This is a genomic window from Cryobacterium sp. BB736 (genome assembly GCF_014980265.1).
Taxonomy (GTDB): Bacteria; Actinomycetota; Actinomycetes; order Actinomycetales; family Microbacteriaceae; genus Terrimesophilobacter.
The window spans coordinates 101303-126982 of record NZ_JABXWQ010000006.1; the positions used below are offsets into that span (position 1 = coordinate 101303).

The following is a 25680-nucleotide window of genomic DNA, read 5'->3' on the forward strand; positions in this document are numbered from 1 at the left end:
GACGTTTCGGAGTGGCGTGAGCGCCACTCCGTCACCCCGCTCCTCCAATTAGCTCACTTGCTAGCTGTAGGGCGGCTGGACGCGGCTGGTGTCTAGTCTGGACGGTCTGCTTCCGCAGAAGCCTTTGTCGCAGTTGTCGGTGAAGTTCCACCGGTTGCTTGCCTCGTGCGGATGATGACGAGGCTCTCGTCGACGACTCGCTCTGCGATCGCATTCAGTGAGAACTGGCCTGCTGACCATTTTGCCAGTTCAGCGCGGGCGGTCGGTTGCAGTGGTGCAGCGGCCATCGCGTTCATCGCTGCTGCGGTCTCGTCGATGTCGTAGCCGACGGCCACGCCGGCGCGGGGATGGCCCGCGTCGCGCAGGAACTCCACGGTTGGGCCTGGTCCGGCGAATATGACGGGGCAGCCGGCGGCCAGCGACGAGTACACCTTGGTAGCGAGGGCATACTCATTCGCCGGTACGGGCGCCAGGCTGGCGACGGTGGCGGTGGCTGCGGCGAGGATGGTCGAGAGCGCCGCCGGTGGAATCGGTGCGTAGAACTCTACGGACTTCTCAATCCCGAGCTCGCGCGCTCGGGTTTGCATCTCTTCACGGTCTTCGCCGTTGCCGTAGTACTCGAGGCGGGCACCGGGATGCTGTTGCAGCACCTGATGCATCGCCTCGACGAAGATTCCTGCGCCATGCCATTCAGAGTGCGTGCCGGCGTAGATGAACACCGGTGGCTCCGGTGGCGCCTGACCGTCGTAACGGAAGTCTTTGGTGTCAGCTCCGAAACCGATCGGCACGGCCGGGGTCGTGATCCCGGCCGTGCGGAAGCGGTCCGTCAGCGGCTGGTGTGCGGAGAAGAGCATCTTCGCGCCGTTCAACCCCCATGCCTCGACGCGGCGCAGCATACCCAGGATGAGTCGGGAACTCGTCACAAGCTCGGCGGCTTCCGACCAGTAGTCGGCGGCGCGCACGACATACGGGGTGCGGCGAAGAGCCGCGATCACGCGGACCACCGCGACGGTCGTCGGCGGAGGCTCGACGACGTAGAGATCGGCCTTCCGGGAGAACAGGAGCCGGAAGGCGAGCGGGATGTCGAAACTCATGTAGCTGAGGTACCCGCGAACGTACTGCTGACGGTCGCGTTTGACCCGCGCCCGACGCACCTTGATGCCTGAGGGGTCGTCGATGACGGCACCTCGCGGCGGTTTCGCAGTCAGGACCGTGACCTCGCAGCCGCGGTCCCGGAATTCTTCCGCCCAGGTGCGCAGAATCCCGGATGCTGCCGATATTTCCGGCCCGAAGATCCGAGTGGCAATAACTACTCTCATCGCGTCCCAGCGAGAAGTCGTCCAACCAGCGCGCTTTGCGTTGCACGATCCGGTTCGCTGGAAAGCGCCCGGGCGGACCGATCCGCGGCCTCCTTGTAGCGGGTCACGTCGTCTGCGCTGATGCCGCGTAGTGCATCAACGAGCGCATCCGTGGTTGTGTCGGCGGTGATGATGCCCAGTCCATACTCCGCGATGTGGGCATCGATCTCTGGGGCGGGAGAGAACACGAGCCCCAGCCGAGCCTGCACAAAGTCGAAGAATTTGTTCGGCAGGTGATACAGGTGGCTCAGTGTCTTGAGCGGGTAGAGGAATACTCCAAGGTCGTACTGGTTGAGTACGGTTGGCAGCGTTTCCGGCGGCACGGGTGGATGTACGGTGACCCTTGCGGCCGAGGCGGCCTTCTTGCGGATGACATTGAGGTGTCCGCCGGGCACTTCGAGCAGGTAGAGATCCAACGTGAAGCGGTCACCGAGCTGCTCCACCGCGTCAATAACTTCCACGATGTTGCGCTCCGCGTCGGCGGTCCCGCTGTGCACGAGGCGGATCGTATTTGGGTCGACTGGAGTCGGTGTGAGGTCCCTCAAGTCAGCGGCGTTACGGACGATCTCGGTGGTGACCCCGTACCGTTCGCTGTAGAGGCCGGCGAGGCCCTTGCTGACACTGGTGACCGCGGCGACCTTGGGCAGGTACTTCTTGCACAGGTGCTTCATGTATGGACCTACGAGCAGGCGCCAAACCAGAACCGTTGCCCGCTCTTCCGGGGCCCATTCGTGCATGTCGGCCAGTACCGGCGCCCCGCCGGCGGCGGCGAAGGCGAGGGGTAGCGCTCGAGCGTCGTTGGCGACGACGAGGTCGTAGGGGCCGGAGTCGATCGCCTGCTGTCGCACCGCCTTCTCTCCTGGCGCGGTGAGTTCGACCGCATTGTGCAGATGAAGTGCCAATTTGGCGACGCCCAGCGGTGTCTCGGGCAGGGACGACGCCTTATTCGGCACTTCGATGTGCTGCACGACGCCGTCCGGTGCCGGGCCGTAACCCACCGTCGTCACTTCGCCGTGTTGGCTCAACACTTCAAGTTGGCGCAACACTCGGGAATCAGCGTGGATGGGGGAGAAGGAGACACAGAGGATTCGTTTTGGCTGCAATGGTTTCCTCAACCAGATCTTCTCGAAAGCAGGCGACGCATATTGTCAAGTCTATTGGCTGCGTTCGGGCCCGCCGGCCGTCGCTCAACGTCCCACCGTCTCGGCTTGAATTCAATAGGGTGAGCGCTCACAGAATGCCATCTCGCGATCGACTATGCTCGGTGGGTGCCCGGTCCGGGCGCTCTGTGCCGCCCGGTCAAGCCTTGGTGGCTCGCTAAATTTGGGCTGAATGCCGAAGCACTTATGGAGGCAGGGCAATGTCGGCTGAGGCGCGACTGTACCAGCGGTGCACCCGCACCATTATGGACACCACCGACCCGGATATCTGGTTCGACGAGCACGGCGTCTCTTCGCATGCCATCCGGTTCGATGAAGACTTCGCGCCGGTCCTCGTCCCGGCACAGCGCGGTGAACTCCTCGGCGAGCTTGAGAAGCTCGTCGATACGATCAAGGCTGCCGGTAAGGGCAAACCATACGACTGTGTGATCGGTGTCTCCGGCGGGGTGGACAGTACCTACCTAATGCTGCAGGCAGTTCGGCTGGGGCTGCGTCCGCTTGCTGTGCACTTCGACAGCGGCTGGAATTCCGAGCTCGCGGTTGGCAACATCCATAATCTGGTGACGACGCTCGGGCTTGACCTCCACACCCATGTCATCGACTGGCGGGAGATGAAGGATCTCCAACTCTCCTACTTCAAAGCGTCACTAGCCAACTGCGATGTCCCAACCGATCACGCCTTCGGTTGGGTCGCCTACCAGCAAGCGCGCAAATACGGAATCAAGTACATCCTTTCCGGTTCCAACTATGCGACCGAGTCGATCCTCCCGGAGGCCTGGGGTTACAACTCCGATGATGCGCGTCACCTCAAGGCGGTGCACGCGAGATTCGGGACGGTGAACCTGAAGACGTACCCAGTGATGGGAATGTTCAAGCGGCATGTCTGGTATCCGCTCGTGCGAAGGATCGAGACGGTCCGACCTCTCAACTACATGCCTTACGTTTACACGGATGCCAAGCAAGACATCATTGACAACGTCGGCTGGCGCGACTACGGCGGCAAGCACTACGAGTCCGTCTTCACCCGTTACTTCCAGGGCTACTACCTGCCGCACAAATTCGGATTCGACAAACGGTTAGCGCACTATTCCTCCCTGATCCTCTCCGGTCAGCTGACTCGTGAGGAGGCGCTTTCGCAAATGGAATCGTCGAACTACCCGGAGTCGTTGCGCGAGCAGGACCACGAGTTCATTGCGAAGAAGCTCGGAATCACGACGGCGGAACTTGAGGGACTCATTGTGCGCCCACCGGTCGACTACACGGCGTATCCGAACTCTGCCGCATTCTGGTCGGCGGTGCGTCGGCTCGGCGCGCCCGTCGGTCGACTTGCCCGAAGAACGGGGCTTCTCAAGTGACCGCTCGAGCCCGAATTCTCGTGCTCACATACACGCCGTTTGCGCAGGAGCCACGGGCGTTGAAGCAAGTGCGCTTCCTGCGTGACAGACACGATGTGACGACGGCAGGGTTCGGTCCCTCTCCCTTCTCCGAGGTGCCCCACGTCGAGATTCCCGCGCTCCCGCCTCAGCGCTGGGGCCTTATCGGACGCCTCTTGGCGGCCATCCTGCTCGTGTTGCGTTGGTACTGGCCACTTACTCGTATCAACGCGCTAGACAGGGTGACCTCGCGCCTCGTCGGAAGCGGCGACTGGGACATTGTCATCGCACACGACGTGAAGACCATCGAAGCGGCACTCAGACTTAAACCTCGCCACGGCGTCCTCCTTGACCTTCATGAGTACGCGCCGCGACAGGAAGAGCACTCGTTGCTGTGGCGGCTGCTGATCGCTCCCTACTTCCGGTGGCTCTGCCGCACCAAGGTCCCGCGCGCGTCCGCCGTTGTCACGGTGAGTCAGGGCATCGCGGATGAGTACGAGCGCGAATTCGGTTTCGAGTCAACCCTCGTAGTCAATGCCACGCCGTACTACGAGCTGAATGCTCGGCCTGTAAGCGCGCCATTGCGCTTAGTGCACAGTGGCGGTATCGCGGTGCAGCGTCGCCTTGATCTCATGATCACCGGAGTGCGCGAGTCGTCGGCGAACGTGACTCTTGACCTCTACCTGGTGGGAGGGGATTCCGCTCTCATGCGGCAGTTGAAGGAGCTCGCCGCCGGCGACGGTCGCATCCGATTCCGGGAACCGGTGCCGTATGACGAGCTCGTTCCGACTCTCAATGAGTACGACCTTGGGCTCAGCATCTTCCCACCGACAACGTTCAATCTGGCGTGGTGCCTGCCAAATAAGTTCTTTGATTTCGTGCAGGCACGGCTGGGTGTGATCGTGGGTCCGTCACCAGAGATGTCGAGGTTCGTCGACGAATATGGGATCGGCTTGGTGCTCCACGATTTTGAGCCGTCCTCGTTGGCGCGGGCTCTGGAGTCGATCACATCGGAGACCGTGGCGAAGTGGAAGACAGCTTCGGCGGCACACGCTGATGCACTATCGAGTGAATCGCAAGCTACAGTCTGGGAGGAACTCATCACGAAGCTGACTGCTGGACGTCTCACCGCTAAGTAAGTCGCGTCCTCAAGTGCTTGACACGACGTCGGGTGTGCGGCTCGACAAGAGAAAAAATTACACTCGCTGATCTGGGTTCAGTGAGCAACGAGGGTATGGAGTCACGGTTGAGAGAGTTGTACTCCCTGTTTCGGGATGTTCTCGCGGTCTTTCCGCCGGGCGGCCGGCGATTCGTTCTCGGCTACTCGTGGCTCCTCGCGTCACTCTCGATTCTTGACGTGGCGGCGCTTGGGCTTCTCGCCGTCATCATTGGACCACTCGCATCCGGGCAGCCCGTGACTCTGCCTGTCATCGGCGAACTGACGACGACCGGTGTAATCGGGGCGATCGTGATCATGTGCGCATTGATGATTTCGAAAGGTTTCTTCTCAATCGTGATCACCCGCTGGGGTGTCTACCGGATTGCACGGTATGAGGTTGCCATCGGTGACCGCCTATTTCGTGCCTACATAAACGCCCCCTGGATGACTCGCCTTCGTCGCAATTCAGCGGACATGCTCCGGTTCAGTGACAGCGGAGTCGACGCGGCCGTGAACGCCTTTATCATTCCCGGTGCCTCCCTCATTGGCGAGGTTGTGAGTCTGGTTGCTGTTATCGCAACGCTTGCGGTGGTGCAGCCGCTGCTGGCGCTTGTCACCTTGGTTTATATGCTGGCGATCGGCCTTGTCTTGCATGCGTGGATCGGGAAACGATCGCGGGCGGTCGGCGAGAACTATGTGAAGTTTGCGATTCGCACGGGGAGACTGGTCCTTGAGATCGTTGGCGCGATGAAGGAGGTCGCGCTTCGTAACAAGGAATCCGAGGTTGCGGGGGTCGTCAAGACGAGTCGAACAGGCACGGCGACCGCCCGCGCTGCAATGATCTTCCTGGCAACAATCCCGCGTTATGTGCTGGAGGCCGGCCTGGTTGGAGGCTTCCTTCTTGTCGGCGCGATGGCTTTCATTCTCGGCGGACCAGAACGGGGTCCCGAACTGGCACTGTCTGCCGTCGCCTTGTTTGGGCTAGCCGGCTTCCGGATCGCCCCATCAGTGGTACGAGTCCAGTCCGTGGTCTCGGGAATGCTGGCAAACATGTCTTACTCGCGACGCCTGCTAGAGGAGATGGCAGAAACGGAGCTTGCGGCTCAGACCGCGGCACCGGAGTCGGCTCTGGCCGTGCCAGAGAATGCCACGCGCATTCGGCTCAGCGATGTAACGTTCCGCTATGCCGACGACGCGGAGCCCGCGATCTCAAACCTTTCGCTAGACATAGATCTCGGCACCACGGTCGCGTTTGTCGGAGAATCCGGCTCTGGCAAGTCAACGTTGGTGGACCTAGTGCTTGGTCTCATCGAGCCGACTCACGGTGATGTCTTCGTGGACGACGTTAGGCTCTCCGATATTCGTCGGGCGTGGCGTGAGCGAGTGGCGTATGTCCCGCAAGAGGTAGCACTTTTCGATGCGACCATCGCGCAGAACGTTGCGCTCACTTGGTCCGACGACGCTGATCGTCACCGCGTGCGAAGTGCACTGGAGCGCGCGCAGCTCTGGGATGTAGTGGGCAATCGTGATGGGGGAATCGATGCGCCGATCGGCGAACGTGGAATAGCGCTATCCGGGGGTCAACGACAGCGGCTCGGAATTGCGAGAGCTCTCTACACCGACCCGCTGGTGCTTGTCATGGACGAGGCGACGAGCGCACTCGACAGCAAGACGGAGGCCGCAGTCACTGAGTCGATCGCAAACCTTGGAGGAGATGTCACCGTCATCGTGGTTGCGCACCGCCTCGCGACTATCAAACACTCGGATCGAATATTCTTCTTGCGCCACGGCGAGTTGGCGGGTGCGGGAACATTCGAGCAGCTCGTGACGCAGTTCCCAGATTTCGCAGAGCAGGCTCAGCTCGCTGGTCTCGCTTAGGCTTTGTGTAATGAAAGAGTCGAGAGCAGTGTCCCGGTCGACTGAGGTTCGGCCTTACCAGCGATGTACCCGCACCATCATGGACACATCCGATCCCGACATATGGTTCGATGAACGCGGCGTGTCGTCCCACGTGCTGCGCTTCGAGTCAGCGTTTGCTCCGGAATTGCGAAGGGCGCAAGCGGGGGAGCGGATCTCGGAGCTCGACGCTCTCGTCGCCGAGATTAAAAAGTCTGGCGAGGGAAAGCCCTACGACTGCATAATCGGTATCTCCGGTGGGGTCGATAGCTCCTACGTAGCTCTCCAGGCCGTGAGGTTGGGTCTTCGCCCGCTGGCCGTACATTTCGACAGCGGATGGAACAGCGAACTCGCTGTCGACAACATTCACAACCTCGTTTCAAAGCTTGGCCTCGATCTATACACGCACGTGGTCGACTGGCGCGAGATGAAGGACCTTCAGCTGTCGTTCTTTAAGGCTTCGGTCGCCAACGCGGATACGCCTACCGATCATGCTTTCAGCTGGGTCGCCTACTCGCAGGCGATGAAGTACGGGATCAAGTACATACTCTCCGGCGCAAACTTCGCGAGCGAGTCGATCCTGCCGCCAGCTTGGGGTTACGACTCCTCGGACGCCAGACACGTGAAGGCAATCCAGAAGCAGTTCGGCACGGTAAAGCTCAAGACGTATCCACTGATGGGTCTAGCAAAGCGGAACCTGTGGTACCCCGAAGTCAGGCGCATCCGTACGGTCCCGCTACTGAACTACATGCCGTACATCTACAAGGATGCGAAGCAAGAAATCGCCGACGAGCTCTCGTGGCGCGACTATGGCGGCAAGCACTATGAGTCCGTGTTCACACGATACTTCCAGGGCTACTACCTGCCCCACAAGTTCGGATTCGACAAGCGTCTCGCGCACTACTCATCGCTCATTGTGTCCGACCAGATGACGCGAGACGAAGCGCTCGCGCTGATGGAGACCACCAATTACCCAGACGATCTGCGGCGGCAGGATCACGAGTTCATCGCGAAGAAGCTCGGCGTGACCCCTTCTGAACTCGAGTCGATCTTCGAACAACCTCCAGTGCACTACTCGCAATACCCAAACGCCAAAGCGTCCACTGACCGTCTCTTCGCCTTCACTGCAGCGCTCGGAAGCGTGTTGAGAAAGTTGCGCATCCTCCGATGAGCGTCTCGCTCGTCGACTACGGCTTAGGCAACCTCGGCTCGGTCGCCAACATGCTCAAGCGTGTAGGAGCCGAGTGGCGGTTGGTCAGCGCGCCGGAACAGATCACCGCGAGCGACCGGCTGCTTCTGCCAGGGGTTGGAGCTTTCGACACGGGGAGTCAACTCCTCAGTGACCAGGGGCTAGACACTGCTGTACGGGAGTTCGCCGCTTCAGGTAAGCCATTGCTTGGGATCTGCTTGGGCATGCAGCTCTTGCTCGATGGAAGCGAAGAGGGCGAGGCGCCGGGACTGGGACTGATTCCCGGCACGAGCACGAGATTCCCGGAAGTTCCTGGACTCCGCGTGCCCCATATGGGCTGGAACACAATGGCGCCCGCACGCGATGACCCTCTAATTTCTGGACTCGATCCCGAGAGTCGGTTCTACTTTGTGCACTCATACAGGGTCTCACCCATCAGAGATCAAGACGTGCTGGGTGTCACTAGCTACGGGGGTCCGTTTGTGTCGATGATCAGATCGAACAACGTCATGGGTGCTCAATTCCACCCGGAGAAGAGCCATGCCTTCGGCATGCGTATCCTGAGCAACTTCGCGAACCTATGAACTCATTCCCTCGAGTGATCCCGGTGCTGCTCGTCAGCGACGGATATTTGGTCAAGCCTGTCAAGTTCCGGGGCGGGAAGTACATTGGCGATCCCATTAACGCTGTCCGCATCTTCAACGAAAAGCAGGTTGACGAGCTTGTAGTGTGCGACATTGACGCATCTGTCAAGGGCACCGGAGTGAATTTCACGCTTATCGAGGAGATCGCCAGCGAGGCTTTTATGCCGGTGGCCTATGGAGGCGGAGTCACGTCGGCCGAGGACGCGAAGCGCGTCGTCGGCATCGGGATCGAGAAAATTGTGCTGAACACCGCGTTTGTGATGCGGCCAGAGAGTGTCACTGAGATCTCAGAGGACTTAGGTTCGTCCAGCACTGTGGTGAGCATTGATTCCAAGAAGAAGCTGACAGGCGGATGGGATACCTACGTCCGCCGTGGCTCGAAGCGCACGGGCCTGTCGCCGAGCGAAGCCGCTCGTCGCGCGCAGGAGCTCGGAGCTGGGGAAATCCTCGTGTCCTCGATCGACCGCGAGAGTACGTTCACCGGCTACGACCTGCCACTCGTCGAGTCTGTCGCGGCCGCGGTTAGTGTGCCCGTGATCGCGCTGGGTGGGGCGTCAGGGTTCGACGACTTCAGGGCTGCGCTCGACAAGGGAGCATCCGCGGTCGCGGCAGGCAGCATGTTCGTGCTCAACGGCAAGCACCGCGCGGTGCTCATCTCCTACCCCGCTCCCGCTCAATTGAGATCTCTGGCGGACCGCTCATGAAGCTCAAGACGGCTCCAGGCACGCAGGCGCTTCTGGACCTTGAGGATGCGGCGCCCGACATCCTGTTCGAGCGAATTCCGGGAGCTACTTCTCCGCTATGGCCCGATGTGCGTACTGCATTCATGACGGCCATGCAACACCGAGACTACGGCTCGGCCCCCTCAGAACCAGCCGCTTCATCGCAAGTGCGTGCGTGGCAACGGTTGTTGCGTTCCCTGCTGCCTTCACAGTGGGACGCACGGCAACTCCGATCCGAGCGCCCGATCCTGTACATAGTTGGCGGCGGGACGACCCACAGCGTGTCGGCGGGTCTACGGAATTGGCTCATCGGTGACTATCTCGATCTGTTCCCTGAATTATCGGCAGTTGTGCAGTGGCACGCGATCAGTTCTCCGCCGCCGGCCTTTACCATGACGCGGTCGCTGGACCCCATGGCAGCGCGTTCCGGCGGCTACGCACGACTATCTCGCAAGAGAGTGGATTCGGCGCTCGTGAGACGGTTAGTGCGGGAGTTTGCCGCGCGGCTGGAGGGACAGATCACCGACGACCAACTAGTGGCGATAGCTGCCAGCGCGACTTATTCTGCCTCGATCGCGCCGTACTTCGAAGCAGAGTTCTCGAAGCTTCTTGATCGCGTGCGACCCCGAATAGTCATTATGGAAGACGCCTCATACGGGGGCAGGGCGGCACTCATTGCGATGCTTAAGGCGAGGGGAATACTCGTCGTGGAGCCGCAGCATGGCTGGATCGGACCGACTCACGGCGCCTACAATTTCGGCGCTGCAATGCGCGATCCCCAACTCCTCGTCACGCTGCCGGACGAAGTCCTGACCTTCGGCGAATACTGGAGCAGCGGTATTCGGCACCCCGGTCGCGCGATCGCAATCGGGAAGCCTCATCTGGAATCGATGGCCGCCAAAGCTGAACAATGGAACGAACGCCCCTCGGAGGTGCTCTTGGTTTCCAGCGTTTCGTTCCCTGAAGAGACGATCGAGTTCGCCCGTTCGTTGCGTCGAGCATTGCCTCCCGAATGGGTGGTGCGCTTTCGTCCGCATCCTTCAGAGCGCGCGGTTCTGTCGTCTCGGTATGGGCGGATGCTGGCTGAGCCCGGGCTCCATGTCGATGACAACGCCGATGTCTACGAATCGCTCTCTACTGCAAGAGCGGTCGTGGGAACGGCGAGTACCGTTCTTTTCGAGGCCCTTGCCATGGGTTGCCAGGTGTTCGTGCGCGATAGTCCCTACACCGACTATTACGTCGGGGACCTTTTTGGACCACCGCTACAAGGAGTAGGTGAGGTTGATCGAATCTCGCGGGCGATGCTCGACGCCGAGGCCGATGATGAGCCTTCGGTTCTTGATTCGATTTGGAAGCCGGGCGCAGTCGAGAATTTCCGGAGTTGGGCCGAGGCTCGCTTGAATTAGGCGACCTGCAGAGGGTGCATTAATGCGGCTACTCTGCGTGAGCGTCCAGCCGGTTAGTGCGCCCGTCTAAGCTCATGCTCTCGGCGATCTCAACGACGCGAGTCCCTTCGGCAAGAGTCACGATGCCGCGGGGCTCGCCCGCTAACACTGAGTCCCGGAATGCCTCGTGCTCCATTCGCAGCGGCTCCTTGCGGTCGAGCGCGAAACGGGTCATGTCTCCTTCTGAGACCCCGCGGAATTCGCCTGGATCCCAGGCAACTTGAATGCGTCCGTTCTCGAAGTAGGTGAGGTCCGCGCTCAGGGTATCGGCGAGGAGTACGCCATTCTCACCAGTGATGATCGTCACTCTCTCCTTGAAGGGGGTGAGCCAATTCACGGTGTGCGAGGTGATCGTGCCGTCCGACAACGTACCGACGGCGACAACCATATCTTCGTGGGGACGACCGCTGCGGTGTGCCGTGCGTGCATTAACAGAAACGAACTCCTGTTGCGCAACCCAGGCGGTGAGGTCGATGTCGTGCGATGCAAGATCCTTGATGACACCTACGTCTGCGATCCGGCCGGGGAACGGACCCTGCCGGCGAGTGGCGATCTGGTAGATCTCTCCAAGCACGCCATCTTGAATGCGCTGACGAGCTGCCTGCAACGCGGGGTTGTACCTCTCTATATGGCCGACCCCACCGATTAGTCCTTTCGCGTCAAAGAGATCTCGAAGTTCGCGAGATTCTTGGGCGGTGGATGCGACAGGCTTCTCGATGATGGCGTGCACGCCCGCCTCCGCGAGTCGTGTTCCGAGTTGCAGGTGGAACACGGTTGGTGCAGCGACGACTGCGTAGTCAAGACCCAGCCCAAGAAAGCGGTCGAGGTCGCGGATGACCGGACGATCGTGAACGCGCTCGGGAACGTTTTCGGCCGGGTCGAAGACAGCGACAAGTTCGACACCGTCGAGATTTGCAAGCACCCTTGCGTGATTGCTTCCCATCACGCCAAGGCCCACGAGACCCGCGCGAAGCGCCATCAAGCGCCCGCCCTAGCAACGGCGTTAACCGCTTCCACAATTGATTCCCGCTCGGCATCGCTAAGGGACGGGTACACGGGAAGCGACAGCACCTGTTGCGCGGCGAGTTCAGTATTCGGCAGGTCGAGGTCAAGGCCGAACGACGGAAGCCTGTGAATCGGTGTCGGGTAGTACACTCCACTGCCCACTCCGCGGTTCGTGAGTTCGTTCGCGAAGGCGTCGCGATCGTGGTCGACGACCCGAATCGTGTATTGATGATAGACGTGCACTGCATTCGCGGCGGTGGGGGGCGTGACAACGCCGTCGAGATGCTCGTTGAAGAACGCGGCGTTGCGCTGACGAGCTTTGGTCCATGCTTCGAGTTTCCTGAGTTGTACCCGTCCGATAGCTGCATGAATGTCAGTCATGCGTGTGTTGAAGCCGATCAATTCGTTTTCGTAGCGCCGTTCCATGCCCTGGTTCCGGAGCATCCGAGCGACTCGATTCACCTGATCTGAGGCGGTGGTGATCATGCCTCCCTCGCCCGACGTCATGTTCTTGGTGGGGTAGAACGAGAAGGATGCCGCCTCGCTCCATGCACCTACGGGCTTGCCCTCGATGGAGGCGGCGTGAGCCTGCGCTGCGTCTTCGAAAAGAAGCAAGTCGTGCTTCTCCGCAAGGGCCGTAAGAGCGACCATGTCAGCCGGATGGCCGTAAAGGTGAACAGGCATGATTGCTGTTGTGCGAGGAGTTATCGCGGCCTCAACGGCGGCGACATCGATCGCAAAGTGATCGAGTTCGACATCGACGAAGACGGGCGTTGCGCCTACGAGGCTGACCGCGTTCGCCGTTGCAGCAAAACTGAACGACGGCACAATGACTTCATCGCCAGGCTCAATACCTCCAGCGAGGAAGGCCAAATGGAGGGCAGACGTGCCGGAGTTCATTGCGATTGAGTGCCGACCGTCAACCCATTCGGAGAACTCGGATTCGAACGCTGCAACCTCCGGTCCTTGAGCGAGCATGCCGGAGCGTAGAACGCGGTCAACTGCGGCGCGCTCGTCTTCGCCGATCTCGGGCCTAGCGGCGGGGATCATCAATTCTCCACTTCCATGAGAGCGTTTTCGTCGGTCTGGCGGTACTTGGCGTTCGTCACGGGACAGACCCAAAGTTCGCGGCTTTCTCGGACGAGTGGGTGCCCGGCCTTGCCTACCCAGCCGACGCGCCGTGCGGGGCTGCCAACGACGAGCGCGAAATCGGGAACGTCCTTAACCACTACCGATCCGGCGCCAACGAGAGCCCATCGCCCAATCTTGAGCGGTGCAATGCATGTGCTGTTTGCACCGATGGACGCCCCCTCAGCGATGTCGACGCCCACGGGTTGCCAGTCCGTCGCAGACTTCACGGAGCCGTCTGGATTGACGGCGCGCGGGAATTGATCGTTGGTAAGAACGACGGCTGGTCCAATGAATACCCCGCGCGCAAGGCGGGCCGGCTCGTAGACCAGTGCGTAGTTCTGAATCTTGCAGTTGTCCCCGACATGAACGCCCGGGCCGATGTAAGCACCCCGGCCGACAATGACGTTCTCGCCGAGCGTTGCATCCTCGCGCACCTGCGCGTAATGCCAAACTCGCGCGCTCGCGGCGATTTCCGCGGTTGGGGCTACGTCGGCAGACCCATGGACGTGGTCGTTCGAGGCGATCATTAGTGCTCCGGAAGGTAGGCGGCAGGCAGCCAACCTCTTCATCGTAGTTGCTTGCGCACGCTCGTCTGGCGAGATGGACGATTGCGGCGAGCGTACGTGCGTTAGCGGCTGATCGGTTGGACCCGCAAACTCGCCGAGCCGTCAACCGGACGAGCCGAGCACGAGCCAGTTGGTAGAGTCTCGCGGGTGTCGAGTAACGATGTAGCGAGTCTGGGCAGACCGACTCCGAGCTTGTCGATAATCATTCCATTTCATAATTCGCAGAACAATTCAGCACGCCTCTTGAGGACGCTAGCGGATCTACCTAACGGTTCTGTCGAGGTGATTTGCGTCGACGACGGGTCCACGGATGGGACCAGGGACGTCTTGACGAACTTTGCCGAAGTGTGCACGGTGCCGGTGAAGATCCTCTGGCAGGAGAACGCGGGTCCAGGCAGGGCCAGGAACAACGGCTTGCGGCACGCCCGTGGTGACTATGTGTGGTTCGTCGACTGCGACGATGACATTACGGCCGAGGCTCTGGCGTATTTCGACCGGCTCAAGCACGATGGGCTCGATTTCATCGACTTTGACATGGCGGACGGAGTGTCGGGACCAGTCACCAACACCATGGGTATCACGGCGGGAACTTATGGTGTGTCCAGCGAGATTCGATCCGGCTTGGTCCGCACCTACGGCTCGCTCGTTACAAAGATCACACGGCGCGAACTGCTCATAGCCAACGAACTGTGGTACCCAGAGTATTGCTTTTTCGAGGACAACCTTCTCACTCTGGTGTTGCCGTTCTTTGTCACGCGTTTTCATAAAGCAGACCTCGTCGGCTACACGCATCATCAAGAGTTTCAGAGCATCACGCGCCGGGCGTTGAGCCCGCGCTATTTCGATCGGTTGCATACAGCGGTGTGGGGGTTTGCAGCGGCCCGCCGACTCGCGATGGGGCCGTCAGAAGTCGAAGCAGTCGAGAACCGGTTCATCGACCTCTTTTTCGGCAAGACAACGTGCCAGATATTCGGCATGAACTACCCCAACACTGGTTTCCTCGACTCATTGAGGCGATTGCGTCTGGCAGAGGCGACGGGCCGCCTGATCGCTCATTTCGCTTCACTCTGGTATGCCCGAAGCTGGTTGGTTTCGGCGCGAGTCCATAGGTACTACAGAGAGCTCGCGCAAGAATTCGACCTGCCGAAGAATCCTCTTCCTCGAGCGATGGCACTGCCAGAAGGTCGACGCGTGCCATGGCGAGCGATTTGGGTTTCAACTATCTTTCTGCGCGGGCAGAGGAGATACTTCGAACGCCTACGGGCGGCCGCGTGGGGTCATGCCGCTTCAGGCTCAGAGGCATGGCGGATTCCAATCATGCGCGTCGACAGTATGTCGCAGGGAGCAACGTCACTCTCGGCACCTAGCGCCGTTCCGTAGCCTCGGAAATGCCGCACCCGGCACTACACGCGCAAATGGGCCCTTGGACACGACAAATTATCGGTCCGGCAGTGCCGGAATTTGAGGCAATGGTGCCATACACTCGTGCGGCAAGCACGCGGGGGAGTGATCGTGGCAAATATTTCGACGGAACGCATTCGGCGAGGGCGCAAGGGGGTTGCGGCGCTCGCGGCTCTATCGATGCTGCCGGCGCTCCTCGTCGCACTATTTCCGTCAGAGCGCGCCGAAGCGGCACTTCCCAACCCGGTGACTTTTGATCCCGGCAACATCATTAGCGACGACAACTTCTATGACGGCAGTGCGATGACGGAGTCGCAGATTCAGGCGTTCCTGGTCGCGCGCGGAAGTGCATTGGCTTCCTACCGCAGCACGGTTGCAAACCGTGCTGCGTACATTTCTGACCAAGCACGACCTGGACATGTGTATTGCCAAGCCTTCCAGGGGGGATCGAACCTTCTGGCCTCGACGATCATCTTCCGCGCACAGCAAGCGTGCGGAATTTCGGCCAAGGTGCTCCTCGTCACGCTCCAGAAGGAGCAGGGTCTAATCACTCGCAGTACAGCCTCGGAGTCTGCGGTTCGTATCGCCATGGGCTACGGATGCCCCGACACCGCGCCATGCAATGAGCTCTACTACGGCTTCGGCAATCAGCTGTATATGGCCTCAAGGCAATTCAAGGTCTACCAATTGCCCGAGAACCGGTTTCGCTACCACCCTGGCAACGTGTACGTGCAGTATCACCCGAACACTGCTTGCGGTGGCACTACGGTCAACATCAAGAACTGGGCAACAGCTGGGCTTTACAACTACACCCCGTATCAGCCCAACTCCGCCGCAATGCACTCGTACCCTGGGACTGGCGATTCATGCTCGTCCTACGGAAACCGCAACTTCTGGTTCTTCTACAGCGACTGGTTCGGGGATCCGGCCGCCACGAGTGGTGCTGCGGCAATCGCACTTGCCCACGACCTTGCAGGTGGCCCCAACGGTCTGCTCGGACGGGCAGTCGCCACGCTGAATTGTCCCCCTTCAAGTACCTCTTGCTGGCAGGACTTCGAACACGGGATCATCGGCTGGACCAAGTCCGGTGGCGCTCACGTCGTATCCGGAGTCATTGCGGACTCGTACAGGTCGCGCGGTGGGCCGGCAAATGCAATGGGCTATCCGCTGGATTCAGGAAAATCGTTCGAGACGGTCAACGGCGATGGTGTTGTACAAGTCTTCCAAGGGGGCTATCTCTACTCGAGCGACGCCGGCGTGTTTCGTGTAATCAACCGGTCGCCCGTCGAGTTCCACTGGATCGCTGATGGCTGGGTCCGCGGCTCGCTGGGTTGGCCAGTGTCGGAGCTCGAGTGTGGCTCTGCAGGATGTATCCAGCAGTTCCAAGGCGGTTACATCGGCGGCCCGAGCAAGACGGTGGTGCATCCGGTGGTCGGCGCCCTTGCGGACTCGTATGAGAACCGTGGAGGCTCGGCAGGCGTGCTGGGATACCCATTGGATCCGGGCAAGCCGTTCGAAACGGCCAATGGCAATGGCGTGGTGCAAATCTTCCAGGGCGGCTACCTCTACTCGAGCAACGCGGGTGTCTTCCGTGTGGCGAACCGATCTGCGATCGAAGCTGCATGGATCGCACAAGGTTGGGTTCGCGGGTCATTGGGCTGGCCGATAGGCGAAGAGACGTGCGGCCCCACCGGATGTACACAGGCCTTCCAAGGAGGGACGGTGTCATCTTCCGGCGGCGTCGGGTGGCCCGTTACTGATCGTGAGATCTTGGCCTACTACGAGGCCAGTGGAGGCGCGAGCGGCGTTCTAGGGCAACCTCGCGATCCGGGAAAGTCATTCGACACGGCAAATGGCGACGGCATCGTTCAGATCTTCGAAGGCGGGTACCTGTACTCAAGCGCGGCTGGCGTCTTCCGCGTGGTTCACAAGTCTCCAGTTGAATCGAACTGGATCGCTCAGGGCTGGATTCGCGGGGCGCTGGGTTGGCCGGTTGCCGAGATGCAATGTGCAGCGAGTGGATGCACCCAGCAGTTCCAGGGCGGCGTCGTTTCGTCTTCCGGTGAAGTCTTCTGGCCGGTGACCGATCCTGACATCAAGTCGTACTACGACGCCAATGGAGGTCCTGCGGGTGCTCTGGGTAACGCGCTGGATGCGGGCAAGTCATTTGAGACCGTAAACGGTAATGGGGTAGTGCAAATCTTCCAAGGTGGGTATCTGTACTCCAGCGACGCCGGAGTTTTCCGGGTCGTGAATAGATCACCGGTAGAGGCTCACTGGATCAGCGATGGCTGGATCCGAGGTTCGCTGGGGTGGCCAGTATCGGAGTTGGAGTGCGGGTCGACCGGCTGTCTGCAAAGGTTCCAGGGCGGCTATGTCGGCGGCCCGAGCCAGTCGGCGGTCTATCCGGTGACGGGTGTCCTCGCCAAATCCTATGAGGATCGCGATGGTCCTTCAGGTGTCTTGGGTTACCCATTAGACCCAGGCAAGCCGTTTGAAACGGTGAACGGCAACGGCGTAGTACAGATTTTCCAAGGTGGGTACCTGTACTCAAGTGCGGCAGGTGTATTCCGCGTGGAACACAGGTCGCTGATCGAGACGGCATGGATTGCCCGAGGTTGGATTCGAGGACCAATGGGTTGGCCAGTCGGAGAGCAAGTTTGCGGGGAGGCCGGCTGTTCGCAACAGTTCCAAGGCGGGCCGTTGCACAAATGACGTGCGGCTCGCTAGCCGAAACGTGACGCAGGGGGACGGCCAGCGCTTAGAGGCGGGCGTTTATCTCCGCCAGTTCAGGCTGACTGGCTAGAAGGTCAATCACATCAGACGTGGTGAACGCCGGGATGCGCGGGTAGAGGCGCTCATAGACGGAGCGAGCAAATTCCAGGTCGGCCGGGTAGTCGACGGTCCAACGCAAGTGGGATTGATCCGTCCTCTGAGTCACCGAGTGGAGAGAAAACTCGTCGGGACGCGAGTAGATACCGAGAGTGACGTGCTCCCGCTCCTCATCGCTCAGCCGAAGCGATTGCAGCTGACGCATCGCTTCGGCTTTGAACACCTCAACATCCAAGCCGTGTGGGAAGGTGCGAGTGAGCACATTTGATGTGTAATCGGCACCCGATTCCAGATGAGCTTCGATAACGCGGTCGATGACATCGGGGTCGGTGAGGGGGCAATCTGCTGTGAGCCTCACGATGTGCGAGGGGCGAAACTCATCTAGGACCTGATTGAACCTGGCCAACACGTCCTCCAGAGGACCCCGGCGAACGATGGCGCCCCCTTTGACGAGTACCTCCGCGAGATCGTCATCGGACTCGTCGATCGATGTGGCTACAACGACCTCGTCGATGGCGTTTGCTCTGCCGATTCTTTCCAACTGACGGCCGATCATCGGCTCGCCAAGGACGGGTGCCAGAACCTTTCCCGGCAGCCGCGTAGAACTCGCCCGCGCCTGGAGGATCGCCAGAGTTTGAATCACGCGAGCATCATCTCCATCGCTTCCGCCACTCGATCTTTTCCGAGGCCATCGAACAGGTCCCGACAGCGCGCCGCTAGTTGATGCCGAGCTCCGTCATCCGTCAGAAGCGTGCGGGTCGCGGCCACAAAGTCCTCCGCGACCAAGCTGCCCGTGGCATCGATGCCGTATGCCACGCCGGCGTCACGCACCGCAGCCAGGCTTCGCAACTGATTATCAACCGTGGCAAGCACAAGACTGGGGATCCCGAGCGTGCAAAGTTCCCATACGCTCGTACCCGACGCGGAGATAACCGTGTCCGCCCGGCTCAGCAATTTCGGGAGTTCATTTGTGGTGCCGAGTACCTCAATATTTGGGTTCTCGCGTGCGATCTCAACGACCGATTCCATCGCACCCGCCGCACAAATGGCCGTAAGCGTCAGGTGGAGATCGCTGCGAGACAACGCTGCAACGACATCAACGACCAAGGCATTCGGATCTGTGCCCCCCATGAAAGCCAGCACATGGGGTGGGTCGTGCTGGATTGCTTCCGGAGCCTCGCGGCGTGCTTGGAGGATTTCGTCGCGGATCAGAGAGAATTGCGAGCCAGCAAGGGTGCGGCCGGGTGCGCGTTCTGGCGGGATTGACTTTTCCGCCCCCAAGTTGTGGTCAAGGTAGAGGGACGCGACGATTCCCCGATCGTCTCCGTCCACGATCGCTAAGCACCGGATTTCAGAGTTCATGCGCGTTATCTCGTCCGGAGGGATCCAGTACGAATCAACGACGACCCAATCTGGCTCATGACCTCTGATCGCATCAAGATCAAGAGAATCTGGTTCACAGGGGATTACCGCAATCGCAACGTCCGCGAGTCGATCTTCAAGCCACGGCACTGAGGAGATGCACGCCATCAAACTTACGGTGTGACCGCGTTGCATCAACGCCTCAGCCAACGAGAGGCAGCGCATCACGTGCCCTGTTCCTCGTAGGGAGTCCGCGTCTGCGCGCAGAAGAACACGCATTCCAACTGCTCCGATCTCGCGCTGTCCGGGTGGCTACGGGGTCTGGCGTATTCTCGTACGCGAGTCTATGAGGCGTTCCGCACACGAGAGGTTGACAATGTCGATACTAAGAGGGTCATCGATCCTGGTAACCGGGGGAACCGGTTCGTTCGGAAAGGCCTTCATTCGTCGTGCTCTCGACGAGTTCGACCCGAAGCGTATCGTCATTTTCTCCCGTGACGAGCTCAAGCAGTACGAGGTACGACAGGGCTTGCAAGACGACCCTCGGCTGCGTTGGTTCATCGGCGACATCCGGGATCGCCACCGCCTCACCCGGGCGATGCACGATGTCGACTTCGTCGTCCACGCCGCCGCGTTGAAGCAAGTGGACACCGCGGAATATAACCCGTTCGAGTATGTGCAGACCAACATCGTTGGATCACAAAACGTCGTCGAAGCGGCGATTGACGCCAACGTGCAAAAAGTCGTCGCCTTGTCAACAGATAAAGCCTCAAGCCCGCTCAATCTTTACGGCGCGACCAAGCTCGCGGCCGACAAGCTCTTCCAGTCCGCGAATCACTATGCCGCCGGACACCGAACCCGCTTCAGTGTGGTGCGTTACGGCAACGTCATGGGCAGTCGTGGATCCGTGATTCCATACTTCAAAGCATTGGCCGCGGAAAGCAAGTCGCTCCCCATCACCGACGCTCGTATGACACGCTTCTGGATCACCCTGCCACAGGCCGTGCAGTTCGTCATCGACTCCTTCGACCTCATGCAAGGTGGTGAGCTCTACGTCCCTCGCATCCCCAGCATGAGAATCCTCGACCTCGTCGAGGCGATCGCCCCAGGGAGCGAAACCCACGAGATCGGTATCCGCCCCGGCGAGAAGCTTCACGAAGAGATGATCTCGCTCGACGACAGCCGCCGCACGCTTCGATTGGGGGACCGCTACGTCGTCCTGCCAACAATCGCCAACTGGGGATTCACACCGCCGGAAGGCGACACCCTCCCAGAGGGGTTCGCATACCAATCAGACACCAACGAACAATGGCTTGGAGTCGACGAGCTTCGAGGCGTGCTTGAGAGCCTCGACTAGTGGCTATTCCATACGGACACCAGTCGATCGACGATGATGATGTCGCCGCAGTCGCCACCGCCGTCCGCGGCGAATGGCTCACCATGGGGCCCACCGTTGCCGAGTTCGAGGCAGCCATCGCAGGGATCGCAGGTGTGCCCGAAGCAGTTGCCGTGAGCTCCGGTACCGCCGCCCTTCACTGCGCTTACGCCGCGATCGGCTTCGACAAGGGAAGCGTCGTCGTCACAACTCCCCTGACATTCGTCGCAACAGCATCCACCGCGATTCTGAGTGGGGCAACGGTCGAGTTCGCCGATGTGCAAGAAGACACGGGCAACATCGACCCACACGCGGTCAACGCACTCATCACTGAGCGAACCCGAGCCGTCGCCGCGGTCGACTACGCCGGGCACCCCGCCGACTTCACCGCCCTGCGCGAGGCAGTCGCCGGGCACGATGTTGTGATACTGGAGGATGCAGCACATTCGATCGCATCGACATACCGAGAACGCCCAGTTGGTTCCGTAGCCGACATCACCACGTTTTCGTTCTTTCCCACGAAGAACCTGACTACGGCCGAAGGCGGTGCAATCGTCTCGACACGTTCCGAACTTCTAGAACGTGCCCGCAGGTTCAAATCGCACGGCCTTGTTCGCGACAAGCATGCACAGCGCTACCCGGACGAAGGCCCATGGCACCAAGAAGTTCACGAACTGGGATTGAACTATCGACTCCCCGACGTGCTCGCCGCGCTCGGACTAAGTCAGCTCAAACGGTTACACGACTTCAAGGACGCTCGAAAGAAAGTTTTCCAGCGTTACGCAGAAGGCCTAGGAGACCTTGACGGAGTCAGGCTGCCCCACCAACGCGCCTACGTTGACCCGATGTGGCACCTTTTCCCGATTCGAGTCAGCGAAGACCGGCGGCGCAGTGTTTTCGAGTTCCTACGGGAACAAGGAGTGCTCGTACAGGTCAACTACATCCCCGCGTATTGGCACCCCTACTTCGAGGACCTCGGTTACAAGCGAGGAATGTGTCCCGTGGCTGAGCAGTATTACAAGGAAGAGATATCGCTTCCAATGTTTGCAAACCTTTCCGCGTCGGATCAGGATCGAGTGATTGAACTCGTGCGGAAGGCGCTCTCGTGACAACGACAGGATCACCCATGGTGATCGCCGAGATCTCCGGCAACCACAACGGATCCCTCGAGCGGGCCCTCGACATAGTGCGGGCCGCGGGCGGGGCCGGTGCGCATGCGGTCAAGATTCAGACCTACACGGCGGACACGATCACACTGAACGTGGACGCGCCAGCTTTCCGCGTCAGTGACGGACACGAACTGTGGGGCAATCGCACACTTCACGACCTCTATGCGGAGGCCCACACTCCGTGGGAGTGGCACCAGCCCATCTTTGAACTCGCCCGCGAACTCGGAATGGTGGCATTCAGCACACCGTTTGACGAGACTGCGGTTGACTTCCTCGAAGAGCTTGATGTGCCGCTCTACAAGATCGCGTCACTGGAGATCGTCGACCTTCCGCTCATAGAACGCGTCGCACAGACCGGTAAGCCGGTTCTGCTCTCGACCGGCACCGCCACCGTCGCAGAGATCGCGGCAGCCGTCGATGCGGCGCGGGCCGGCGGTTGCGCTGACCTGACTCTTCTTGTGTGCACGAGCTCATACCCCGCGTCGCCCGATGATGCACACTTGCGTCGCATCCCCGTGCTTGCCGACCTTTTCGGCGTGAAGGTCGGACTCTCGGACCACACCCTCGGAACTGCCGTCTCCATCGCAGCGGTCGCTCTCGGAGCGACCGTGATCGAAAAGCATGTGACCCTCAGCAGAGCCGATGGCGGTGTAGACAGCGCGTTCTCCCTCGAACCTGACGAAGTCAAGCAGCTCGTCGACGGATGCGACGCAGCACACCGTGCTCTGGGTTCGGCGAGCGTCTGGGCTACAGCTGCCGAAGCTGAGTCATTGCGTCTGCGTCCATCGCTGTACGTTACGGCCGACGTCCGAGCCGGTGACATCGCCACCCCAGAAAACATTCGCTCCGTCAGGCCGGCCGGCGGGCTTCCTCCCGCGGCGATAACCCAGGTCATGGGTCGAGCCTTCACGCGACAGGCCAGTGCAGGTACACCCGTGTCGTGGAGCTTGCTGGAGGAGCCCTGACCACCTTGGTGTCGCTGCGCCAAGTTCGCCCTAGCGACAAGTGGACACTGTGGGAGTGGCGCAATTCTGACCGCATAAGACACGTCAGCACGAACGACGCTGAGATTCCTCGACAACACCACGAGGCGTGGTTCTCGCGCGCGCATCCGGCTATGCGTGACCGCACAATCCTCGTCGAAAGCAATGGTGTGCCAGTCGGCTGGTTCCAAATAGAGAACTGGGACGATCAGGCCAAAGTGGGAAGCTGGGGTATCGCGCTCGGTGATCCCGTCCGCGCACCGGCTGGGCTAGGCAAAGCGCTGCCGCTTCTAGCCCACGGCCATGCGTTCGACAGGCTTGAAGCGAGACGCCTGACCGGTCGCGTCCTCGCTCACAACGCTCCAATGCGCCACATCATGACTCAGCTAGGTTTCGTCGCCGTGTCACAAGATGAGACGCCTCTGGCGCGGGCAGATGGAGGAACAACGACGACAATCATTTACGACGTGACCCGCGAATCCTGGCCCGATATCCGGGAAAACGGGCTCAGATACATTCCTCTCGGAATTCGGGACGACATCACTCGCGTGATGCGTGAGGGCATTGCAGAGTGAGCTCACGCCTACCAGGAGCGGCCCCCAATAAGGTGACCTCATGACCGCGAGCGCACCGCAACCGAGCACCCCCTCGCTCACCCAACGCATCCTCGCTTTTGCCGGTCTGCCGTTCCTGTCGCTGGTCACGCCGTTCCTGTTCCTGCCGATCCTGGCGCGCGTGGCGGGAGCGGATGCCTGGCTCGCCATCGCCATCGGGCAGTCGGTCGGCGCGTTCGCCGCGCTGTTCGTCGCACTCGGCTACAACACGGTCGGACCGACAATGGTCGCCCTCGCGGCACCGGATGCCCGGACCGAGCTGCTGCGCCGCAGCGTGCACGCCCGCTTCGCGTTATTCCTGCCCGCGGTCATCGTCGCAGCGGTGATCGCCGCCGTCGCCTCCCCGGAGGCGAACCGGCTGGACGGTGCGCTGATGAGCGTCGCGATGACGCTCACCGGGCTGTCGTCATCCTGGTTCATGATCGGACTCGGCCGTGCCGGCCTGATCGTGCGGTACGAGATCCTGCCCCGGATTGTCGCCACGGCCCTCGCCGCGGCGGCGTTGCTGCTGCTCGGACAGGTGACCTGGTACCCGGCACTGCTGATTGTCGCCACGATCGCCAGCATCGCCGCCTACCTCCTGCGCACGGTCGGCGCGCGCGACGTGCTCGCGGCGCGACCAGGCGAGATCCGGAGCACACTGCGCAGCAACCGTTCGGCGATGACCACCGAAATAGCCGGGGGCGCCTACAACTCGCTCGCGGTGACCTTCGTCAGCATCACGGCGCCCACCGCGCAGGCGGCGGCGTACGTCTCGGGCGACAAGCTGTACCGGATCGGCCAGTACTCGGTGTCCGCGCTCGGCAACGCGCTGCAGGGCTGGGTGGTCGAGGACGATGGCCGCGAGTTCCCGGCACGGGTGCGCCGCGCGTTCCTGCTGCACGGATGCCTGGGCCTGCTCGGCCTCGCGGCGTTCGCGCTGCTGGGGCCGTTCCTATCCGGCCTGCTGTTCGGCGAAACGGTCGCCATCGACACGGCGACCGCGCTCGGCTTCGGCGTCGCCACCCTCGGCATCGCCATAGGCACGGTGCTGGGCAGGGTCACGCTGGTCGCCCTGGGCGCTCGCCGCGAGTTCATGACCAGCGTGCTCATCGGCGCGGCGGCCGGGGTGCCAGCCATCCTGCTCCTCGCCGGTGCGTTCGGCGCCGCCGGCGGTGCGTGGGGCCTGGCCATCGGCGAACTGACCTCGGTCACCTGCCAGGCCATCTTCGTCGCGCTGCGCTGGAGGACGCGACCGTGACCGCGACACCCGTGCAGCCAGTACCGTAAGGGGTACTCAACACCTCTCCGGCGGCGGAGACGCACACGAAGGACACGATGAAGCGCGCTCTCATCACCGGCATCACCGGCCAGGACGGCCTCTACCTCGGCGAACTGCTGACCGCCGAGGGCTACGAAGTGTTCGGGCTGGTGCGCGGGCAGAACAACCCGAAGATCCCGCTCGTGCGCGAGGCGCTGCCGGAGGCGACACTGCTGTTCGGCGACCTGACCGACACCTCCTCGCTGCTGCGGGTGCTCGAACGATCCAACCCGACCGAGGTCTACAACCTCGGCGCCATCTCGTTCGTCGCGTACTCGTGGGAGAACGCGTCGATCACCACCGACGTCACCGCCAAGGGTGCGCTGAATCTTCTCGAGGCCATCCGGCTGCACGCCGGCAACAACTCGGATGGGGTCCGCTTCTACCAGGCCTCCAGCTCGGAGATGTTCGGCAAGGCGCAGGAGGTGCCGCAGCGCGAAACGACGCTGCTGTGGCCGCGCTCGCCGTACGGGGTGGCGAAGTCGTTCGCGCACCACATGACCATCAACTACCGCGAGTCGTACGGCATGCACGCCTCCAGCGGCATCCTGTTCAACCACGAGTCGCCGCGGCGCGGCCCCGAATTCGTCACCCGCAAGGTGTCCCAGGCGGTCGCCCGCATCGCACTCGGACGGCAGGACTCCATCGCGATGGGCAACCTCGACGCCAAGCGCGATTGGGGCTTCGCCGGCGACTACGTGCGCGCAATGTGGCTCATGCTGCAGCAGCCGGATGCCGACGACTACGTCGTCGCGACGGGCGAGACCCACAGCATCCGGGACCTGCTCGATGTCGCCTTCGAGCGCATCGGGATTGACGACTGGTCCGGGTACGTGCGCTACGACGAGCGCTACGAGCGGCCCGCGGAGGTCGACCTGCTGATCGGGGACGCGAGCAAGGCGCGCGACAAGCTCGGCTGGCAACCCACCGTCGGGTTCCGGGAACTGGTGGCGATGATGGTGGACGCCGACCTGGACGCCGAACGGGCGAGCTGAC

At 61.2% G+C, this 25680-nt stretch carries 22 protein-coding genes; 15 read left to right on the forward strand and 7 right to left on the reverse strand.

What is annotated here, in order from left to right; all coding sequences use genetic code 11:
• Positions 1-92 precede the first annotated feature (92 nt).
• Complete coding sequence (locus IRG63_RS12750; protein WP_168626440.1) at positions 93-1319, reverse strand: glycosyltransferase; 1227 nt, start codon at positions 1317-1319, stop codon at positions 93-95.
• Positions 1316-2473, reverse strand: a complete 1158-nt coding sequence (locus IRG63_RS12755) for a hypothetical protein (RefSeq protein ID WP_227412157.1) — start codon at positions 2471-2473, stop codon at positions 1316-1318. The genes IRG63_RS12750 and IRG63_RS12755 overlap by 4 nt, the downstream gene beginning before the upstream one ends.
• Positions 2474-2718: 245 nt before the next feature.
• Here IRG63_RS12755 and IRG63_RS12760 point away from each other — a divergent pair, with 245 nt between their 5' ends.
• From IRG63_RS12760 to IRG63_RS12790, 7 genes are all read left to right on the forward strand, one after another.
• A complete protein-coding gene (locus IRG63_RS12760) occupies positions 2719-3873 on the forward strand; it encodes an N-acetyl sugar amidotransferase (RefSeq protein WP_168626441.1) in 1155 nt (384 codons plus the stop codon).
• 68 nt (positions 3874-3941) lie between these two features.
• Positions 3942-5030 (forward strand): glycosyltransferase, encoded by a 1089-nt coding sequence (locus tag IRG63_RS12765; RefSeq protein ID WP_370566271.1) that lies wholly within the window; start codon positions 3942-3944, stop codon positions 5028-5030.
• A 107-nt stretch (positions 5031-5137) separates the two neighbouring features.
• A complete protein-coding gene (locus tag IRG63_RS12770) occupies positions 5138-6928 on the forward strand; it encodes an ABC transporter ATP-binding protein (RefSeq protein WP_168626443.1) in 1791 nt (596 codons plus the stop codon).
• Positions 6929-6938: 10 nt separating this feature from the next.
• Positions 6939-8117, forward strand: coding sequence for an N-acetyl sugar amidotransferase (locus IRG63_RS12775; protein ID WP_168626444.1), 1179 nt, complete (start codon positions 6939-6941; stop codon positions 8115-8117).
• Positions 8114-8719 carry an imidazole glycerol phosphate synthase subunit HisH gene (gene hisH / locus IRG63_RS12780; RefSeq protein WP_168626445.1) on the forward strand — a complete coding sequence of 202 codons (606 nt, stop codon included), beginning with the start codon at positions 8114-8116 and terminating at the stop codon, positions 8717-8719. Before IRG63_RS12775 ends, hisH begins: the two co-directional genes overlap by 4 nt.
• Positions 8716-9483 (forward strand): AglZ/HisF2 family acetamidino modification protein, encoded by a 768-nt coding sequence (locus tag IRG63_RS12785; RefSeq protein ID WP_168626446.1) that lies wholly within the window; start codon positions 8716-8718, stop codon positions 9481-9483. Before hisH ends, IRG63_RS12785 begins: the two co-directional genes overlap by 4 nt.
• Positions 9480-10907, forward strand: coding sequence for a hypothetical protein (locus tag IRG63_RS12790; protein WP_168626447.1), 1428 nt, complete (start codon positions 9480-9482; stop codon positions 10905-10907). The genes IRG63_RS12785 and IRG63_RS12790 overlap by 4 nt, the downstream gene beginning before the upstream one ends.
• Positions 10908-10935: 28 nt before the next feature.
• Here the strand turns inward: IRG63_RS12790 and IRG63_RS12795 are convergent, their stop codons facing one another.
• Genes IRG63_RS12795 through IRG63_RS12805 form a run of 3 tightly spaced genes read right to left on the reverse strand, consistent with a single transcriptional unit; the run spans position 10936 to position 13609 of the window.
• A complete protein-coding gene (locus IRG63_RS12795; protein WP_168626448.1) occupies positions 10936-11925 on the reverse strand; it encodes a Gfo/Idh/MocA family protein in 990 nt (329 codons plus the stop codon).
• On the reverse strand, positions 11925-13001 hold the full coding sequence (locus tag IRG63_RS12800) for a DegT/DnrJ/EryC1/StrS aminotransferase family protein (protein ID WP_168626449.1): 1077 nt from the start codon (positions 12999-13001) through the stop codon (positions 11925-11927). The genes IRG63_RS12795 and IRG63_RS12800 overlap by 1 nt, the downstream gene beginning before the upstream one ends.
• Positions 13001-13609: an acyltransferase gene (locus tag IRG63_RS12805; protein ID WP_193510364.1), complete on the reverse strand. Its 609-nt coding sequence runs from the start codon at positions 13607-13609 to the stop codon at positions 13001-13003. Before IRG63_RS12805 ends, IRG63_RS12800 begins: the two co-directional genes overlap by 1 nt.
• A gap of 186 nt (positions 13610-13795) precedes the next feature.
• Between IRG63_RS12805 and IRG63_RS12810 the strand changes: the two genes are divergently transcribed.
• Together IRG63_RS12810 and IRG63_RS12815 are read left to right on the forward strand one after the other, a co-directional pair.
• Positions 13796-15028 (forward strand): glycosyltransferase family 2 protein, encoded by a 1233-nt coding sequence (locus IRG63_RS12810; protein WP_349236137.1) that lies wholly within the window; start codon positions 13796-13798, stop codon positions 15026-15028.
• Positions 15029-15160: 132 nt separating this feature from the next.
• Positions 15161-17764 (forward strand): hypothetical protein, encoded by a 2604-nt coding sequence (locus IRG63_RS12815; RefSeq protein ID WP_193510365.1) that lies wholly within the window; start codon positions 15161-15163, stop codon positions 17762-17764.
• Positions 17765-17810: 46 nt separating this feature from the next.
• Here the strand turns inward: IRG63_RS12815 and IRG63_RS12820 are convergent, their stop codons facing one another.
• Entirely contained in the window at positions 17811-18524 is a 714-nt protein-coding gene (locus IRG63_RS12820) for a glycosyltransferase family protein (RefSeq protein WP_210422614.1), read from the reverse strand.
• Positions 18521-19243 carry a glycosyltransferase gene (locus IRG63_RS12825; protein ID WP_168626453.1) on the reverse strand — a complete coding sequence of 241 codons (723 nt, stop codon included), beginning with the start codon at positions 19241-19243 and terminating at the stop codon, positions 18521-18523. The genes IRG63_RS12820 and IRG63_RS12825 overlap by 4 nt, the downstream gene beginning before the upstream one ends.
• Before the next feature lie 376 nt (positions 19244-19619).
• On the opposite strand from IRG63_RS12825, the gene pseB reads away from it, so the two are divergent.
• The 6 genes from pseB to IRG63_RS12855 all read left to right on the forward strand — a co-directional run bounded on the left by pseB (position 19620) and on the right by IRG63_RS12855 (position 25679).
• Positions 19620-20600 (forward strand): UDP-N-acetylglucosamine 4,6-dehydratase (inverting), encoded by a 981-nt coding sequence (gene pseB, locus IRG63_RS12830; protein ID WP_168626454.1) that lies wholly within the window; start codon positions 19620-19622, stop codon positions 20598-20600.
• Positions 20600-21727: an aminotransferase class I/II-fold pyridoxal phosphate-dependent enzyme gene (locus tag IRG63_RS12835; protein ID WP_168626455.1), complete on the forward strand. Its 1128-nt coding sequence runs from the start codon at positions 20600-20602 to the stop codon at positions 21725-21727. The genes pseB and IRG63_RS12835 overlap by 1 nt, the downstream gene beginning before the upstream one ends.
• Positions 21724-22752: a pseudaminic acid synthase gene (gene pseI, locus IRG63_RS12840; protein WP_370566267.1), complete on the forward strand. Its 1029-nt coding sequence runs from the start codon at positions 21724-21726 to the stop codon at positions 22750-22752. The genes IRG63_RS12835 and pseI overlap by 4 nt, the downstream gene beginning before the upstream one ends.
• 8 nt (positions 22753-22760) lie before the next feature.
• The gene (locus IRG63_RS12845; protein ID WP_370566272.1) at positions 22761-23345 is read left to right on the forward strand and encodes a GNAT family N-acetyltransferase; all 585 of its coding nucleotides are present in this window, start codon (positions 22761-22763) and stop codon (positions 23343-23345) included.
• A gap of 40 nt (positions 23346-23385) precedes the next feature.
• Positions 23386-24624 carry a polysaccharide biosynthesis protein gene (locus IRG63_RS12850; protein ID WP_193510367.1) on the forward strand — a complete coding sequence of 413 codons (1239 nt, stop codon included), beginning with the start codon at positions 23386-23388 and terminating at the stop codon, positions 24622-24624.
• Positions 24625-24701: 77 nt separating this feature from the next.
• A complete protein-coding gene (locus tag IRG63_RS12855) occupies positions 24702-25679 on the forward strand; it encodes a GDP-mannose 4,6-dehydratase (protein WP_193510368.1) in 978 nt (325 codons plus the stop codon).
• The last annotated feature ends 1 nt before the right edge of the window (position 25680 follow it).